The organism is Pseudomonas sp. 5.2 (assembly GCF_059025405.1).
This window is the reverse complement of sequence record NZ_JBYBHH010000016.1, coordinates 27,885-43,353: the sequence shown is the minus strand read 5'-3', so window position 1 is coordinate 43,353 and position 15,469 is coordinate 27,885. Positions and strand designations below refer to the sequence as shown.

General features: G+C 62.5%; 15 protein-coding genes. 3 read left to right on the top strand and 12 right to left on the bottom strand.

Annotated features, from left to right (window positions below):
• Positions 1-38: 38 nt before the first annotated feature.
• Entirely contained in the window at positions 39-2,612 is a 2,574-nt protein-coding gene (mutS, locus tag AC5PZ0_RS21890) for a DNA mismatch repair protein MutS (protein ID WP_027595822.1), read from the top strand.
• Between the two features lie 140 nt (positions 2,613-2,752).
• The gene (gene fdxA / locus AC5PZ0_RS21885) at positions 2,753-3,076 is read left to right on the top strand and encodes a ferredoxin FdxA (RefSeq protein WP_027595821.1); all 324 of its coding nucleotides are present in this window, start codon (positions 2,753-2,755) and stop codon (positions 3,074-3,076) included.
• Between the two features lie 646 nt (positions 3,077-3,722).
• On the opposite strand, the gene rpoS is transcribed toward fdxA, so the two are convergent.
• The 8 genes from rpoS to AC5PZ0_RS21845 form a co-directional block, all read right to left on the bottom strand.
• Positions 3,723-4,730 (bottom strand): RNA polymerase sigma factor RpoS, encoded by a 1,008-nt coding sequence (gene rpoS / locus AC5PZ0_RS21880; RefSeq protein WP_027595820.1) that lies wholly within the window; start codon positions 4,728-4,730, stop codon positions 3,723-3,725.
• A 108-nt stretch (positions 4,731-4,838) separates the two neighbouring features.
• Positions 4,839-5,696: a peptidoglycan DD-metalloendopeptidase family protein gene (locus AC5PZ0_RS21875; protein WP_493855725.1), complete on the bottom strand. Its 858-nt coding sequence runs from the start codon at positions 5,694-5,696 to the stop codon at positions 4,839-4,841.
• A gap of 186 nt (positions 5,697-5,882) precedes the next feature.
• On the bottom strand, positions 5,883-6,521 hold the full coding sequence (locus AC5PZ0_RS21870) for a protein-L-isoaspartate(D-aspartate) O-methyltransferase (RefSeq protein ID WP_172960402.1): 639 nt from the start codon (positions 6,519-6,521) through the stop codon (positions 5,883-5,885).
• A 35-nt stretch (positions 6,522-6,556) separates the two neighbouring features.
• Positions 6,557-7,306, bottom strand: coding sequence for a 5'/3'-nucleotidase SurE (surE, locus tag AC5PZ0_RS21865; RefSeq protein ID WP_099453148.1), 750 nt, complete (start codon positions 7,304-7,306; stop codon positions 6,557-6,559).
• Positions 7,294-8,352 (bottom strand): tRNA pseudouridine(13) synthase TruD, encoded by a 1,059-nt coding sequence (gene truD, locus AC5PZ0_RS21860; protein WP_493855724.1) that lies wholly within the window; start codon positions 8,350-8,352, stop codon positions 7,294-7,296. Before truD ends, surE begins: the two co-directional genes overlap by 13 nt.
• Entirely contained in the window at positions 8,349-8,822 is a 474-nt protein-coding gene (gene ispF, locus AC5PZ0_RS21855; RefSeq protein WP_027595815.1) for a 2-C-methyl-D-erythritol 2,4-cyclodiphosphate synthase, read from the bottom strand. Before ispF ends, truD begins: the two co-directional genes overlap by 4 nt.
• Positions 8,823-8,887: 65 nt before the next feature.
• Positions 8,888-9,742: an S-formylglutathione hydrolase gene (gene fghA, locus AC5PZ0_RS21850; RefSeq protein ID WP_493855723.1), complete on the bottom strand. Its 855-nt coding sequence runs from the start codon at positions 9,740-9,742 to the stop codon at positions 8,888-8,890.
• Positions 9,743-9,750: 8 nt separating this feature from the next.
• A complete protein-coding gene (locus AC5PZ0_RS21845) occupies positions 9,751-10,863 on the bottom strand; it encodes an S-(hydroxymethyl)glutathione dehydrogenase/class III alcohol dehydrogenase (RefSeq protein WP_027595813.1) in 1,113 nt (370 codons plus the stop codon).
• Between the two features lie 107 nt (positions 10,864-10,970).
• Between AC5PZ0_RS21845 and AC5PZ0_RS21840 the strand changes: the two genes are divergently transcribed.
• The gene (locus tag AC5PZ0_RS21840) at positions 10,971-11,867 is read left to right on the top strand and encodes a LysR substrate-binding domain-containing protein (protein WP_493855722.1); all 897 of its coding nucleotides are present in this window, start codon (positions 10,971-10,973) and stop codon (positions 11,865-11,867) included.
• 157 nt (positions 11,868-12,024) lie between these two features.
• Here AC5PZ0_RS21840 and ispD read toward each other — a convergent pair whose 3' ends face one another.
• From ispD to kdsA, 4 genes are all read right to left on the bottom strand, one after another.
• Positions 12,025-12,732 carry a 2-C-methyl-D-erythritol 4-phosphate cytidylyltransferase gene (ispD, locus tag AC5PZ0_RS21835; protein ID WP_238216380.1) on the bottom strand — a complete coding sequence of 236 codons (708 nt, stop codon included), beginning with the start codon at positions 12,730-12,732 and terminating at the stop codon, positions 12,025-12,027.
• Positions 12,729-13,010 (bottom strand): cell division protein FtsB, encoded by a 282-nt coding sequence (gene ftsB, locus AC5PZ0_RS21830; protein WP_004375443.1) that lies wholly within the window; start codon positions 13,008-13,010, stop codon positions 12,729-12,731. Before ftsB ends, ispD begins: the two co-directional genes overlap by 4 nt.
• A 169-nt stretch (positions 13,011-13,179) precedes the next feature.
• Complete coding sequence (eno, locus tag AC5PZ0_RS21825; RefSeq protein WP_454242393.1) at positions 13,180-14,469, bottom strand: phosphopyruvate hydratase; 1,290 nt, start codon at positions 14,467-14,469, stop codon at positions 13,180-13,182.
• 154 nt (positions 14,470-14,623) lie between these two features.
• Positions 14,624-15,469 carry a 3-deoxy-8-phosphooctulonate synthase gene (gene kdsA / locus AC5PZ0_RS21820; RefSeq protein WP_027595809.1) on the bottom strand — a complete coding sequence of 282 codons (846 nt, stop codon included), beginning with the start codon at positions 15,467-15,469 and terminating at the stop codon, positions 14,624-14,626.

Below are 15,469 nucleotides of genomic sequence, written 5' to 3'. Positions count from 1 at the left end.
TACCATCGCCAACCAGATCACCCGCTGTAAGGCCCTGAATGTCAGATCTCTCCGCACACACCCCGATGATGCAGCAGTACTGGAAGCTGAAAAACCAGCACCCGGACCAGCTGATGTTCTACCGCATGGGCGATTTCTACGAGATCTTCTACGAAGATGCGAAGAAAGCCGCAAAACTGCTGGATATCACCCTGACCGCGCGCGGCCAGTCGGCCGGCCAGTCCATCCCCATGTGCGGCATTCCGTTCCATTCGCTGGAAGGCTACCTGGCCAAACTGGTCAAGCTCGGCGAATCGGTGGTGATCTGCGAACAGATTGGCGACCCGGCAACCAGCAAGGGCCCGGTGGAGCGCCAGGTGGTGCGCATCATTACCCCTGGCACGGTCAGCGACGAAGCACTGCTCGACGAGCGCCGCGACAACCTGATTGCCGCGCTGCTGGGCGATGAGCGCCTGTTTGGCCTGGCGGTGCTGGACATCACCAGTGGCAACTTCGGCGTGCAAGAGATCAAAGGCTGGGAAAACCTGCTGGCCGAGCTCGACCGCCTCAACCCGGTCGAACTGCTGATCCCCGACGACTGGCCACGCGACCTGCCGGCCGAAAAACGCCCTGGCGCGCGCCGCCGCGCCCCGTGGGACTTCGACCGCGATTCGGCGCGCAAGGCCCTGTGCCAGCAATTCGCGACCAAGGACCTCAAAGGCTTTGGCTGCGACAAGCTGACCCTGGCCATCGGCGCCGCCGGATGCCTGCTGACCTACGCCAAGGAAACCCAGCGCACCGCCCTGCCGCACCTGCGCAGCCTGCGCCACGAGCGCCTGGACGACACGGTCATCCTGGATGGCGCCAGCCGCCGCAACCTGGAGCTGGACGTCAACCTGGCGGGCGGGCGCGACAATACCCTGCAGTCGGTGATCGACCGCTGCCAGACCGCCATGGCCAGCCGCTTGCTGACCCGCTGGCTGAACCGCCCACTGCGTGACCTCAAGGTCCTGCAGGCGCGCCAGGATTCGATCCGTTGCCTGCTCGACGGCTACCGTTTCGAAAAACTGCAGCCGCAGCTCAAGGAAATTGGCGATATCGAGCGGATCCTCGCCCGTATCGGCCTGCGCAATGCCCGCCCACGCGACCTCGCACGCCTGCGTGATGCCCTCGGCGCCCTGCCCGAGCTGCAAAACGCCATGGCCGAGCTGGAAGCCCCGCACCTGGCGCGCCTGGCCGCCATTACCGGCACCTACCCAGAGCTGGCCAGCCTGCTGGAGCGGGCGATCATCGACAACCCGCCCGCGGTAATCCGTGATGGCGGCGTGCTCAAGGCCGGCTACGACAATGAGCTGGACGAGTTGCTGGCGATCAGCGAGAACGCTGGCCAGTTCCTGATCGACCTGGAAGCCCGTGAAAAAGCCCGTACCGGCCTGGCCAATCTCAAGGTCGGCTACAACCGCGTGCATGGCTACTTCATCGAGCTGCCGACCAAGCAGGCCGAACAAGCCCCGGGCGACTACATTCGCCGCCAGACCCTCAAGGGTGCGGAGCGCTTCATCACCCCAGAGCTCAAGGCGTTCGAGGACAAGGCACTGTCGGCCAAGAGCCGCGCCCTGGCCCGCGAGAAGATGCTTTACGATGCCCTGCTCGAAACCCTGATCAGCCACCTGGCACCGCTGCAAGACAGCGCTGCCGCCTTGGCCGAACTGGATGTGCTGAGCAACCTCGCCGAGCGTGCCCTGAACCTCGACCTGAACTGCCCTCGCTTCGTCGACGAGCCGTGCTTGCGCATCGACCAGGGCCGTCACCCGGTGGTCGAGCAGGTGCTGACCACGCCGTTCGTGGCCAACGACCTGAACCTGGACAACAGCACCCGCATGCTGATCATTACCGGCCCGAACATGGGCGGTAAATCTACCTACATGCGCCAGACCGCCTTGATCGTGCTGATGGCGCACATCGGCAGTTTCGTGCCGGCAGCCCAGTGCGAGCTGTCGCTGGTCGACCGCATCTTCACCCGCATCGGCTCGAGTGACGACCTGGCCGGCGGGCGCTCGACCTTCATGGTCGAGATGAGTGAAACCGCCAACATTCTGCACAACGCCACCGACCGCAGCCTGGTGCTGATGGACGAAGTCGGCCGCGGCACCAGCACCTTCGATGGCCTGTCGCTGGCCTGGGCCGCCGCCGAGCGCCTGGCCCAGTTGCGTGCTTACACGCTGTTCGCCACGCACTACTTCGAGCTCACTGTACTGCCGGAAAACGAGCCGTTGGTGGCCAACGTGCACCTGAACGCCACCGAGCACAACGAGCGCATCGTCTTCCTGCACCATGTGCTGCCAGGCCCTGCCAGCCAAAGCTACGGCCTGGCCGTGGCCCAACTGGCCGGCGTGCCCACACCGGTCATTCAGCGCGCCCGCGAGCACCTGGGCCGCCTGGAAACCGCGAGCCTGCCGCACGAGCAGCCGTTGGGCAAGCAGGCCAAGGATGAGCCACACGTCCCGCACCAGAGCGATCTGTTCGCCAGCCTGCCACACCCGGCCATCGAGAAGCTGGGCAAGCTGGACCTGGACGACATGACCCCGCGCCAAGCTATCGAAATGCTATATCAACTAAAGAACCTGTTATAACGGCGCCCACTACAAGCTGGTAGAATCCGCCGCGGTTTGCTGGTGCTGCAGGTTATTAGCCTGGCCTGCAGCCACATACCCGTAAACCGCGCGGCCCCGAGAGGAAGGGCCGCCGCCGTCGCCTGAGGAGAGAACTAGAAATGACCTTCGTCGTCACCGACAACTGCATCAAATGCAAATACACCGACTGCGTGGAAGTCTGTCCGGTGGACTGCTTCTACGAAGGCCCGAACTTCCTGGTCATCCACCCGGACGAGTGCATCGACTGCGCACTGTGCGAGCCGGAATGCCCAGCGCAAGCCATCTTCTCGGAAGACGAAGTGCCATCGGGCATGGAGAACTTCATCGAGCTGAACGCCGAACTGGCGGAAATCTGGCCAAACATCACCGAGCGTAAGGACGCCCTGCCGGACGCTGAAGAGTGGGATGGCAAGACTGGCAAGATTGCAGATCTGGAGCGCTGATAGCGCGCGGATACGAAAAAGGCCCATTCGGGCCTTTTTTCATTTTCAGCAAGCAAAAAAAAGGGGCGGTATGACCCGCCCACATTTTTTTCCGTAGTCCCTGATTGTCCCAAACATCATCCTGATGAAATCGCTTCTTGCGATGTCCTTGGCTTTCTCCCTGAAAGCCTGTGCATGTCCGTGTGCACAGTTCGAATACTAGCGACTTCAGCGGGCGAGACAACCGAGGCACCTCTCAAGATATTACCGCGGACACTTTTCCTCACATCCAAATAATCTATGATTTTCAGTGAGTTGGGATTACGGCGGAGCTGAAAACGACAATGATTTACTGTTGGTTGCATAGATAGCTTACAAAACAAGTAAGCGATCTCTTACACGCGATGTTACTGGGGTGGCGCGGTACACAAATGCTGGATGGCGAATCTGGCTTCTGCCCTGTGCATCACCCCTGTAGGAGCAGCCTTGTGCTGCGAAGAGGCCAGTGATCCCAGCGGGAATTTGCACTGTTGCCACCGGCCTCTTCGCAGCACAAGGCTGCTCCTACAGGGAGGCGCATTTACAGGGAGGCGCGTTATTCTGGCTGCACCGCGCACACAAAAACGCCCCGAGGCTATCGGGGCGTCTTATGCTGGCGAACAGCTTGTTACTGGAACAACGACTCGCTAGACAGGCCATTCTTCTCGAGGATCTCGCGCAAGCGCTTGAGCCCCTCTACCTGGATCTGCCGTACACGCTCACGCGTCAGGCCGATCTCCAGGCCAACATCTTCCAGGGTGCTGCTCTCATGCCCACGCAGGCCAAAGCGGCGCACCACCACCTCACGCTGCTTGTCGGTCAGCTCACCCAGCCACTGATCAATGCTCTGCGACAGGTCGTCGTCCTGCAGCAGCTCACACGGGTCGGTTGGGCGGTCATCGGTAAGGGTATCGAGCAGGGTCTTGTCCGAGTCCGGCCCGAGCGAAACATCCACCGAAGACACCCGCTCGTTCAGCCCCAGCATCCGCTTGACCTCAGCGACAGGCTTCTCCAGCAAGGTGGCGATTTCTTCTGGCGAGGGCTCGTGATCGAGCTTCTGGGTCAGCTCCCGCGCAGCGCGCAGGTAGACGTTGAGCTCCTTGACCACATGGATCGGTAGGCGAATGGTACGGGTCTGGTTCATGATCGCCCGTTCGATGGTCTGGCGAATCCACCACGTCGCATAGGTCGAGAAACGGAAACCACGTTCCGGGTCGAATTTCTCGACCGCACGAATCAACCCCAGGTTGCCCTCCTCGATCAGGTCGAGCAACGACAGGCCACGATTCACATAACGACGGGCAATTTTCACAACCAGGCGCAGGTTGCTTTCGATCATGCGCTTGCGGCCGGCGGGGTCGCCTTTTTGCGACAGGCGCGCAAAATGCACTTCCTCTTCTGGCGACAGCAGAGGCGAGAATCCAATCTCATTGAGGTACAACTGAGTAGCATCAAGTGCCCGAGTGTAATCGATGTACTTGTGCTGCTTGAGCGAAGAGCCGGTCTTGGCCCTTGTCCGAACCGAAGATACAGCAGGTTCGTCTGACACCACATCCGTTTCCAAAACGATGCCCGTCTCCATCAGGAGGACGTCATCGTCGATGTCAAACTCCGGCGCTTCTTTATTGAGAGCCATTGTTATAGTCCTTTGCTGAGTTCGAACTCAGACTCGAGCGGCACCTGTATCCCTGGCAGCGCTGGAGCCTGTCCCCTCTACATCAGAGGAACAGGCCAGGTACAACAATCAACGACGTGGCAGGAACTGGAGCGGATCGACGGGTTTGCCCTGGCGGCGAATCTCGAAATGCAGCTTCACCCGATCAGTGCCCGTGGACCCCATTTCAGCAATCGACTGCCCAGCCTTGACCTGCTGCCCCTCCCGAACCAACAGCCTGCGGTTGTGACCGTAGGCACTGACGTAGGTATCGCTGTGCTTGATGATGATCAGCTCGCCGTAGCCCCGCAAGCCACTCCCGGCGTAGACCACTGCACCATCAGACGCAGCAAAAACAGGCTGTCCCAAATCACCGGCGATATCAATGCCTTTATTCAAACTACCGTTTGAAGCAAATTTTCCAATTAGCACGCCATTGGCCGGCCAGGTCCAACCGCCTACCGCGCGCTCTGCTGCCGGCACGGTGGCGACCACCGGCGCACTGGTTGTCGGGGCCGTCGTAGCCGGCTTGGTGCTACCGCTGGGGGCGGTGCCGGTGCTACCGACGGGGCGACGAATGACCGTGGTTTTGCTCGAAGACGAAGGGTTGGACACCACCGTGGTGCTACCCGCGGCGCCGCTGCTGAAGCGAATCGGCTGGCCAGGGCGAATGGTGTAAGGCGCCGGGATGCCGTTGCGGGCGGCCAGCTCCTTGTAGTCCCAGCCGTAACGGAAGGCGATGGAGAACAACGTATCGCCCGGCTTGACGATGTACTGACCGGAAGTCACCGTCGGCCGCTTGGGCGCTGCATTGTTACGGTCGACCACCCGCGCGCTTGTCGAGCTGGTGTTGGAACAACCCGCCAGCAAGGTGCCCATGGCCAGTGCAATCACCAGAAGCTTGAAACCCGCCCAATCCTTGCGCTGCCGAATGACTGTGTGACCCACCCGCGCTCCCCTCATGGTGCCGAATACCGAAATAACGATAAGAAATGCAATATTGTTGCAATTATAACCGAGCCCACCTGTATTGGGTGGACGGCTGCAAAGGCCACTAGAGCTATAGCAGATCACCCCGCCAGATAGACAGGGCAATGGCGCAAGAATTCGTCGCTGGCGTAAATATTCCGTGGTTCAGGCCAGCGGGCCATTGAGCAATGGCACGAAGCGCACAGCGCCTAGCACACGCCGGGAGAACCCATGCTCCTCACGCACGATCAGCATCAACTGCTGTGTCTCGCCTGCCGGGCCCACCGGAATCACCATGCGCCCCCCCGGCGCCAGTTGATCGAGCAGTGCCTGTGGCACCTCGGGCGCCACGGCAGTGACGATGATGCCGTTGTAGGGCGCCAGCGCCTGCCAGCCCTCGCAACCATCGCCCCAGCGAAACACCACGTTACGCAGGTTCAGCTCTACCAGGCGCTCCTTGGCGCGATCCTGCAGCACCTTGATGCGCTCCACCGAGAACACCCGCTCCACCAGCTGGGCAAGTATCGCCGTCTGGTAGCCGGAGCCTGTGCCGATCTCCAGCACCTTGTCGAGCGGCCCGGCCTCAAGCAGCAGCTCGCTCATGTGCGCAACCATGAACGGCTGCGAGATGGTCTGGTTGTGGCCGATCGGCAGCGCCGTGTCTTCGTAGGCGCGATGCGCCAGGGCCTCGTCGACGAACAGGTGGCGCGGGGTGCGGCGGATCGCGTCGAGCACCTTGGGGTTCGCCACGCCTTCTTCGCACAGGCGCTGGATCAGCCGCTCCCGGGTCCGTTGGGAGGTCATGCCGATACCCCGGCGCAACATATCGTCCTCACGCATCAGAGCAGGCCCTCCAGCCAACCGTCGAGCTGTTCGAAAGCATCGTTGAAGGTGCGGTCAAGCTGCAGCGGTGTGATCGATACATAGCCTTGCATCACCGCGTGGAAGTCCGTGCCCGGGCCACCGTCTTCGGCATCGCCGGCCACGGCAATCCAGTACCCCTCCTTGCCGCGCGGGTTGACCACCTTGGTCGGCGCCGCCGCCCGCGCCCGGTGACCGAGGCGGGTGAGCTGGATGCCGCGGATGTGCTCCAGCGGCAGGTTGGGGATATTGACGTTGAGCACGGTGCGCGGCGGCAGTGCGAGACGCGACTGCGCCTCCACCAGCCGGCGGGCGATGTAGGCCGCCGTGGGCAGGTTGTCCGGCTGGCGCGAGAGCAACGAAAACGCCAGCGACGTGTTGCCCAAAAAGCGGCCTTCCAACGCAGCGGCGACGGTGCCCGAATACAGCACGTCGTCGCCCAGGTTCGCGCCCAGGTTGATCCCCGACACCACCATGTCTGGGGTCTGCGGCAACAGGCCATTGAGCCCCAGGTGCACGCAATCGGTGGGCGTGCCATTGAGGCTGATGAAACCGTTGGCCAGGGTCTGCGGATGCAGCGGCCGGTCCAGCGTCAGCGAACTGCTGGCGCCGCTCTTGTCTTGCTCCGGGGCGATTACCACGCACTCGGCATAATCCACCAGCGCAGCGTGCAGCGCGGCGAGGCCAGGTGCGGTAACACCGTCGTCGTTCGAAATCAGAATACGCATGGGCTGTCCGTCTGCCCTGCCGACACCAGATCCACGACTTCGCGCACCACCACGGTGGCGAAGCATCCGGCCGGAAGGACGAATTCCAGTTGCAGGATATCAGGCTCGGGATAATGCCACGTCAGGCCGCCAATAGGGAGCCGCAGAATGCGCCGTTCGTGATCCATGCCCGCCTGGGCCAGCCAATGGCACAGTGCCGGCTGCCGCGCGGCGACTGCGCTTTCCAACGCGGCAGTGGCACCTGCGGCGGGGGTTTCGCCCTCGCCCCACAGCGCACCGGTGGGATGCAGGTCGAGAATCGCCAAGCGCGGATCGGAACATTCCTGCTCGGTCGCGGGAAAGAAACTACGGCTATCGGTGAAGGCCAACAGGTCCCCGACTTGCGCACGGGCCCAGCTGCCGTCGGCAACCCGGGCGGCGAGAATCTGGTTGAACAGGTAGCTGCGCCCTGCCGAAAGCAAACGCGAACGCACATTGCGTTGCTCTGGCAGCGCCTTGCGGGCCGCCCAGTCGAGGGCGTCATGGACGTTGCCGCCGCCATGGCCAAACCGCTGGCTGCCGAAGTAGTTCGGCACGCCGTGCTGTTTGAGCGCCTCCAGGCGCGCGTCCAGTGCAGCGTGATCGGCCGCCAGGGCCGTCAGGCGCAGGGTGAAGCCGTTGGCCGAATGCGCGCCACGCTGCAGCTTGCGCTGGTGACGCACCTGCTTGAGCACGCGCAGGCTGGCATCCTCGGCACGCGACAGGTCCGGGTCGGCCTTGCCGGGCAGGTGCAGGCTGAACCACTGACGGGTCAGGGCCTGGCGGTCCTTGAGGCCGGCATAGCTGATCGAACGGGCCGGGACGCCTGCGGCGCGGGCCAGTCGGCGGGCCGCTTCTTCAGTGTTGAGCTCGCGCTTTTCGACCCACAGCCATAGGTGCTCACCCTGGCCCGACAGCGGGATATCCAGCACCTCGTCGACCTGGAAGTCTTCAGCCACGGCCTTGAGCACCGCAGTGCCCAGCGCTTCACCCGATGCACGCGGGCCCAGCAGTTCCAGTTCGGTCATGCTGGCAGCAACAGGGCGACCGCATGCACGGCAATCCCCTCCTCACGGCCGGTGAAGCCCAGCTTTTCAGTGGTGGTCGCTTTGACGTTGACCTGGTCGAGCTCAGCTTGCAGGTCTTCGGCGATCAGTTGGCGCATGGTCTCGATGTGCGGCGCCATTTTCGGCGCCTGGGCAACGATGGTGGCGTCGACATTGCCCACCTTCCAGCCCTTGGCCTGGACGATAGCGACCACATGACGCAGCAAGGCACGGCTATCGGCACCCTTGAACTGCGGGTCGGTGTCGGGGAAGTGCTTGCCGATATCACCCAGCGCCGCAGCGCCCAGCAAGGCATCGCTCAGGGCGTGCAGCAGCACGTCACCGTCGGAGTGGGCCAGGAGGCCGTGTTTGTGGGGGATACGGACCCCGCCCAGGGTAATGAAATCACCGTCGCAGAAACGGTGCACATCGTAGCCGTGGCCAATACGCATAGAAAAACGCCCTGATTGAGTCAGGGCGTGATTCTACCTGCTTTGTGCGGTATTGGGGCTGCGCCTTACACCCGGCCCAGCGCCTTCGCATGATGGCGCACGTGGTCTTCGATGAAGCTGGCGATGAAGTAGTAGCTATGGTCGTAGCCAGGCTGCAGGCGCAGGGTCAGTGCATGCCCCCCTTTGCGCGCGGCCTGCTCCAGTGCCTCAGGCTTGAGCTGCTTCTCGAGGAAGTCATCACGGTCGCCCTGGTCCACCAGCAACGGCGGGCAGCTGCCCGCGGGTGTCTCGGCCAGCAGCACGCTGGCATCCCACTCGCGCCAACGCGCACGGTCCTCGCCCAGGTAGCGGCTGAAGGCCTTTTCACCCCACGGGCAGTCCATCGGGTTGCTGATCGGCGAGAACGCCGAGATCGAACGGTAGCGCCCCGGGTTACGCAAGGCGCACACCAATGCGCCATGCCCGCCCATCGAGTGGCCACTGATGCTGCGCTGGTCCGAGGCCGGGAAGTGCGCCTCGATCAGCGCGGGCAACTCCTCTACCACGTAGTCATGCATGCGGTAGTGCTGCGCCCACGGCTGCTGGGTGGCATTAAGGTAGAAGCCGGCCCCCAGGCCAAAGTCCCAGGCGCCATCCGGGTCGCCCGGCACCTGCTCGCCACGCGGGCTGGTGTCGGGCGCAACGATGATCAACCCAAGCTCGGCGGCCAGGCGCTGGGCGCCGGCCTTCTGCATGAAGTTTTCGTCGGTGCAGGTCAGGCCGCTCAGCCAGTACAGCACCGGCAGCTTGGCCCCCTGTTCGGCCTGAGGAGGCAGATACACTGCGAACACCATGTCGCAGCCGAGCACCTTGGACGGGTGCCGGTACCGCTTGTGCCAGCCGCCAAAGCTTTTCTGGCAAGAAATGTTGTCCAGGTTCATGGCAGACCTCAGAAGTGGATCACGCTGCGGATGCTCTTGCCTTCATGCATCAGGTCGAAGGCCTTGTTGATGTCTTCCAGGCCCATGGTGTGGGTGATGAAGGTGTCCAGCGGGATCTCGCCCTTCTCGGCCATTTCGACATAGCTTGGCAGCTCGCTGCGGCCGCGTACGCCACCGAACGCCGAGCCGCGCCAGACGCGACCGGTGACCAGCTGGAACGGACGGGTGGCGATTTCCTGGCCGGCACCGGCAACGCCGATGATGACCGACTCGCCCCACCCCTTGTGGCAGCATTCCAGGGCCGCACGCATCAGCTGGACGTTGCCGATGCACTCGAAGGAGAAGTCCACGCCGCCGTCGGTGAGGTCGACGATCACTTCCTGGATCGGGCGGTCGTATTCTTTCGGGTTGATGCAATCGGTGGCACCCAGCTGACGAGCGATCTCGAACTTGGCTGGGTTGATGTCGATGGCGATGATGCGCGAGGCCTTGGCCTTGACGGCGCCAATGATCGCCGACAGGCCGATGCCGCCGAGGCCGAAGATGGCCACGGTGTCACCCGGCTGGACCTTGGCGGTGTTGATGACCGCGCCGATACCGGTGGTGACGCCACAGCCGAGCAGGCAGACCTTCTCCAGCGGGGCCTCCTTTTGGATCTTGGCCACGGAGATTTCTGGCAGCACGGTGTACTCGGAGAAGGTCGAGGTGCCCATGTAGTGGAACAGCTGCTGGCCTTTATACGAGAAGCGCGTGGTGCCGTCTGGCATCAGGCCCTTGCCCTGGGTGGCGCGGATGGCCTGGCACAGGTTGGTCTTGCCCGAACGGCAGAATTTGCACTGGCCGCACTCAGGGGTGTACAGCGGGATCACATGGTCACCCACGGCCACCGAGGTCACGCCCTCGCCCACTGCCTCGACGATCGCGCCGCCTTCGTGGCCAAGGATCGACGGGAAGATACCCTCCGGGTCGGCGCCGGACAGGGTGTAGGCGTCGGTATGGCAGACACCGCTGGCAACCACGCGCAGCAGCACTTCGCCGGCCTTGGGCATGGCCACGTCCACTTCGACGATTTCCAGGGGTTTCTTGGCTTCGAAGGCTACGGCAGCACGGGACTTGATCATCAACGGTCTCCAGACAAGGGGTCAATTCAGTCTTGCAGTGTAATTCAGGGTGTTTTGATGAATAATCCAAGCAAAGACAAAACATTATTGCTGCACAGGGACAATCAATGAGTAGCCGCTGGGAAGGCATCGACGAATTCGTGGCGGTGGCCGAGTCTGGCCAGTTCACCGCGGCGGCGGAGCGCCTGGGCGTATCGTCTTCGCACATCAGCCGGCAGATCGCCCGCCTGGAAGAACGTCTGCAGACGCGGCTGCTGTACCGCAGCACCCGGCGCGTCACCCTGAGTGAGGCCGGGCAGACCTTTCTGCAGCATTGCCAACGCCTGCAAGATGGCCGTGAAGAAGCCCTGCGGGCAATGGGCGACCTGGCTAGCGAGCCCAAGGGGCTGCTGCGCATGACCTGTGCGGTGGCCTATGGCGAGCGCTTCATCGTGCCGCTGGTGACGCGCTTCATGGCGCTGTACCCGCAGTTGAGGGTGGAAGTGGAACTGAGCAACCGCACGCTGGACTTGCTGCATGAAGGCATGGACCTGGCCATTCGCCTTGGCCGGCTTGCCGACTCCAGGCTGGTTGCCGCCCGCCTGGCGCCGCGGCGCATGTACCTGTGCGCCTCACCGGCGTATCTGGAGCGTTACGGCAGGCCGCACAGCCTGTCGGAACTGGCGCGGCACAACTGCCTGATTGGCAGTTCGGACTTGTGGGCACTGCAGCAGGATGGCCGCGAGATCAGCCAGCGGGTGCAGGGAAACTGGCGTTGCAACAGCGGGCAGGCCGTACTAGACGCCGCGTTGCTGGGGATGGGCTTGTGCCAGTTGCCGGACTATTACGTGCTGGAGCACCTGAACACGGGGGCACTGGTATCGCTGCTGGAGGGGCATCAGCCGCCGAATACGGCGGTGTGGGCGTTGTACCCGCAGCAGCGGCATCTTTCGCCGAAGGTAAGGCGGCTGGTGGATTATCTGAAGGAAGGGTTGGCGGGGTTGCCGGAGTATCGACTGGGCTGAGGGAATGTGTCGCCAGTACCGGCCTCTTCGCGGGCAAGCCCGCTCCCACCCGAACTGTGTAGCCGCCAAGGCTAGCGCCGCTGAGCCGCACCTGAAGCCTAGGCGATCCTTGTGGGAGCGGGCTTGCCCGCGAAGAGGCCAGCACAGGATTACAGTGTCAGCGGCGCCCCGCCCAGCGCTGGCGCAACCACTCAAGGTCTTCCGGCCGGGTCACCTTGATATTATCGCTGCGCCCTTCGATCAGCCGCGGCGCCTGGCCGGACCACTCGATGGCCGAAGCCTCGTCGGTGACCACCACATCCGACACCAGGCACTCGGCCAACGCGCGGTGCAAGGCCCCCAGGCGGAACATCTGCGGCGTATACGCCTGCCAGATGGTGCTGCGGTCTACGGTAGCGCTCACCCGGCCATGGCTGTCGGCACGCTTCAACGTATCGCGCGCTGGCACCGCCAACAGGCCACCCACCGGGTCATCTGCCAGCTCGGACAACAGCTTGTCCAGGTCACTGCGCGCCAGGTTCGGCCGCGCGGCATCGTGCACCAGCACCCAGTCGCTGTCCGAAGCCCCTTGGGCATGCAGCAACAGCAACGCGTTGAGTACCGAGTCGGCACGCTCGCGACCGCCCGCCGCGCGCTGGATGCGCGGGTCGCTGGCACAGCGCAGGCTGGGCCAGTAAGGGTCGTCTGCGGCAATGCTGACCACCACGCCCTTGAGCGTTGGATGGCCAAGAAAACAGTCGAGGCTATGCTCGAGAAGGGTCTGCCCACCCAGTTGCAAGTACTGCTTGGGGCGGTCGGCAGCCATGCGGGCACCCACGCCCGCAGCAGGAATCACGGCCCAGAAGGCCGGTAATGTGTCAGTCATTTTTGCGGCAACTGGAAGAGGGTTTCACCCTCTTTGACCATCCCCAATTCATGACGAGCCCGTTCTTCCACGGTCTCCATACCTTTCTTCAACTCCAGGACTTCTGCGTCAAGCACGCGGTTACGCTCAAGCAGACGCTCGTTTTCGGCGTGCTGCTCGGCGATCTGCTGCTTGAGCTCGGTCACTTGCGCCAGGCTGCCATTGCCCACCCACAGGCGGTACTGCAGGCCACCCAACAGCAGAAGCAGAACGAGGAACAACCAATAGGGACTGCGCATCAAGGTATCCAGGTTAAAAAGACCGCCGCTTACTGTTCACTTCGGGGCCTCGAATAGCACGAAGCCTGGCCGAGGCCAGGCTTCGTCGACAGAAACCCTTTGCAAGTGTAGGAAAATTCAGTACGAAAGCTCCTACAGCTCCGGCTGCTGTCTTTTTACCATCTCTTGCTTAACCGCGAAACTCGGTACGACCACGGTAAACCGCCTTGGCACCCAGTTGCTCTTCGATGCGCAGCAGTTGGTTGTACTTGGAGACGCGGTCGGAACGGCACAGCGAGCCGGTCTTGATCTGGCCAGCAGCGGTACCTACAGCCAGGTCGGCAATGGTCGAGTCTTCGGTTTCACCGGAACGGTGCGAAATCACCGCGGTGTAGCCTGCAGCCTTGGCCATCTGGATGGCTTCCAGGGTCTCGGTCAGCGAGCCGATCTGGTTGAACTTGATCAGGATCGAGTTACCGATGCCCTTCTCGATGCCTTCCTTGAGGATCTTGGTGTTGGTCACGAACAGGTCGTCACCGACCAGTTGCACCTTCTCGCCGATCTTGTCGGTGAGGATCTTCCAGCCAGCCCAGTCGGACTCGTCCAAGCCGTCTTCGATCGAGATGATCGGGAAGCGCTCGGTCAGGCCTTTCAGGTACTCGGCAAAGCCTTCGGCGTCGAACGACTTGCCTTCGCCAGACAGGTTGTACTTGCCGTCTTCATAGAACTCGGACGCTGCGCAGTCCAGGGCCAGGGTCACGTCGGTGCCCAGCTTGTAGCCGGCTTTTTCAACGGCTTCGGCGATGGCGGCCAGCGCGTCTTCGTTAGACGCCAGGTTCGGCGCAAAGCCACCTTCGTCACCGACGGCAGTGTTCAGGCCGCGAGCCTTCAGTACAGCCTTCAGGTGATGGAAGATTTCGGTGCCCATGCGCAGGCCATCGGAGAAGGTCTTGGCGCCAACCGGCTGCACCATGAACTCCTGGATGTCGACGTTATTGTCGGCGTGCTCGCCACCGTTGATGATGTTCATCATCGGAACCGGCATCGAGTACTGGCCCGGGGTGCCGTTCAGGTTGGCGATGTGCGCGTACAGCGGCAGGTCCTGGTCCTGGGCAGCGGCCTTGGCGGCAGCCAGGGAAACAGCCAGGATGGCGTTGGCGCCCAGCTTGGCTTTGTTCTCGGTACCGTCCAGGTCGATCATGGCGCGGTCCAGAGCCTTCTGGTCGGAAGGGTCCTTGCCCAGCAGCAGGTCGCGAATCGGGCCGTTGATGTTGGCGACGGCTTTCAGCACGCCCTTGCCCAGGTAACGGCTCTTGTCGCCATCACGCAGCTCCAGCGCTTCGCGCGAGCCGGTGGAAGCACCGGACGGCGCGCAAGCACTGCCGATGATGCCGTTGTCGAGCAGTACATCGGCTTCCACGGTGGGGTTGCCACGCGAATCGAGAACTTCACGACCTTTGATGTCGACGATTTTTGCCATTGTTGTAAGCACTCCAGAATTGACGAAAACAACGCAGCTTAGGAAATCCTTGCACTTCATCAGGCAGGGTATGCAGCAGGCAGGCCTGATGAAAGCGCTCCCTGACCGTTTGGTCAGGGAGAGAACGGGCGGTACTTTACCCGAGAAATGAGCTTTACGCGGTTTCTACCGTCGGAAAACTTTTCACCAGCTCGTCCAGTTGCTTGAGCTGGGTCAGGAACGGCTCCAGCTTGTCCAGGCGCAAGGCGCAAGGGCCATCGCACTTGGCATTGTCCGGATCAGGGTGAGCCTCGAGGAACAGGCCGGCCAGGCCTTGGCTCATGCCAGCCTTGGCCAGGTCGGTGACCTGGGCACGACGGCCACCGGCAGAGTCCGAGCGACCGCCCGGCATCTGCAGGGCATGGGTCACGTCGAAGAAGACCGGGTACTCGAACTGCTTCATGATGCCGAAGCCGAGCATGTCCACCACCAGGTTGTTGTAGCCGAAGCTCGAACCACGCTCGCAGAGGATCAACTGGTCGTTACCCGCCTCTTCGCACTTGGCCAGGATGTGTTGCATCTCCTGGGGCGCGAGGAACTGGGCCTTCTTGATGTTGATCACCACGCCGGTCTTGGCCATGGCCACCACCAGGTCAGTCTGGCGCGACAGGAAGGCCGGCAACTGGATAATGTCGCAGACCTTGGCCACCGGCTCGGCCTGGTAAGGCTCGTGCACGTCGGTGATCACCGGCACGTTGAAGGTGCGCTTGATCTCCTCGAAGATCTTCAGCCCCTCTTCCATGCCTGGGCCACGGTAGGACGTCACCGACGAACGGTTAGCCTTGTCGAAGCTGGCCTTGAACACATACGGGATACCGAGCTTCTCGGTGACCCGCACGTACTCTTCGCAGACCTTCATTGCCAGGTCACGGGATTCCAGGACGTTCATGCCGCCGAACAGGACGAACGGCTTGTCGTTGGCGATCTCGATGTTACCGACGCGAATGATCTTCTGGGTCAT

Coding starts and splice junctions, on each gene's coding strand:
- mutS (WP_027595822.1), top strand. CDS start 39: ATGTCAGATCTCTCCGCACACACCCCGATGATGCAGCAGTACTGGAAG.
- fdxA (WP_027595821.1), top strand. CDS start 2,753: ATGACCTTCGTCGTCACCGACAACTGCATCAAATGCAAATACACCGAC.
- rpoS (WP_027595820.1), bottom strand. CDS start 4,730: ATGGCTCTCAATAAAGAAGCGCCGGAGTTTGACATCGACGATGACGTC.
- AC5PZ0_RS21870 (WP_172960402.1), bottom strand. CDS start 6,521: ATGACCTCCCAACGGACCCGGGAGCGGCTGATCCAGCGCCTGTGCGAA.
- surE (WP_099453148.1), bottom strand. CDS start 7,306: ATGCGTATTCTGATTTCGAACGACGACGGTGTTACCGCACCTGGCCTC.
- truD (WP_493855724.1), bottom strand. CDS start 8,352: ATGACCGAACTGGAACTGCTGGGCCCGCGTGCATCGGGTGAAGCGCTG.
- ispF (WP_027595815.1), bottom strand. CDS start 8,822: ATGCGTATTGGCCACGGCTACGATGTGCACCGTTTCTGCGACGGTGAT.
- fghA (WP_493855723.1), bottom strand. CDS start 9,742: ATGAACCTGGACAACATTTCTTGCCAGAAAAGCTTTGGCGGCTGGCAC.
- AC5PZ0_RS21845 (WP_027595813.1), bottom strand. CDS start 10,863: ATGATCAAGTCCCGTGCTGCCGTAGCCTTCGAAGCCAAGAAACCCCTG.
- AC5PZ0_RS21840 (WP_493855722.1), top strand. CDS start 10,971: ATGAGTAGCCGCTGGGAAGGCATCGACGAATTCGTGGCGGTGGCCGAG.
- ispD (WP_238216380.1), bottom strand. CDS start 12,732: ATGACTGACACATTACCGGCCTTCTGGGCCGTGATTCCTGCTGCGGGC.
- ftsB (WP_004375443.1), bottom strand. CDS start 13,010: ATGCGCAGTCCCTATTGGTTGTTCCTCGTTCTGCTTCTGCTGTTGGGT.
- eno (WP_454242393.1), bottom strand. CDS start 14,469: ATGGCAAAAATCGTCGACATCAAAGGTCGTGAAGTTCTCGATTCGCGT.
- kdsA (WP_027595809.1), bottom strand. CDS start 15,469: ATGACCCAGAAGATCATTCGCGTCGGTAACATCGAGATCGCCAACGAC.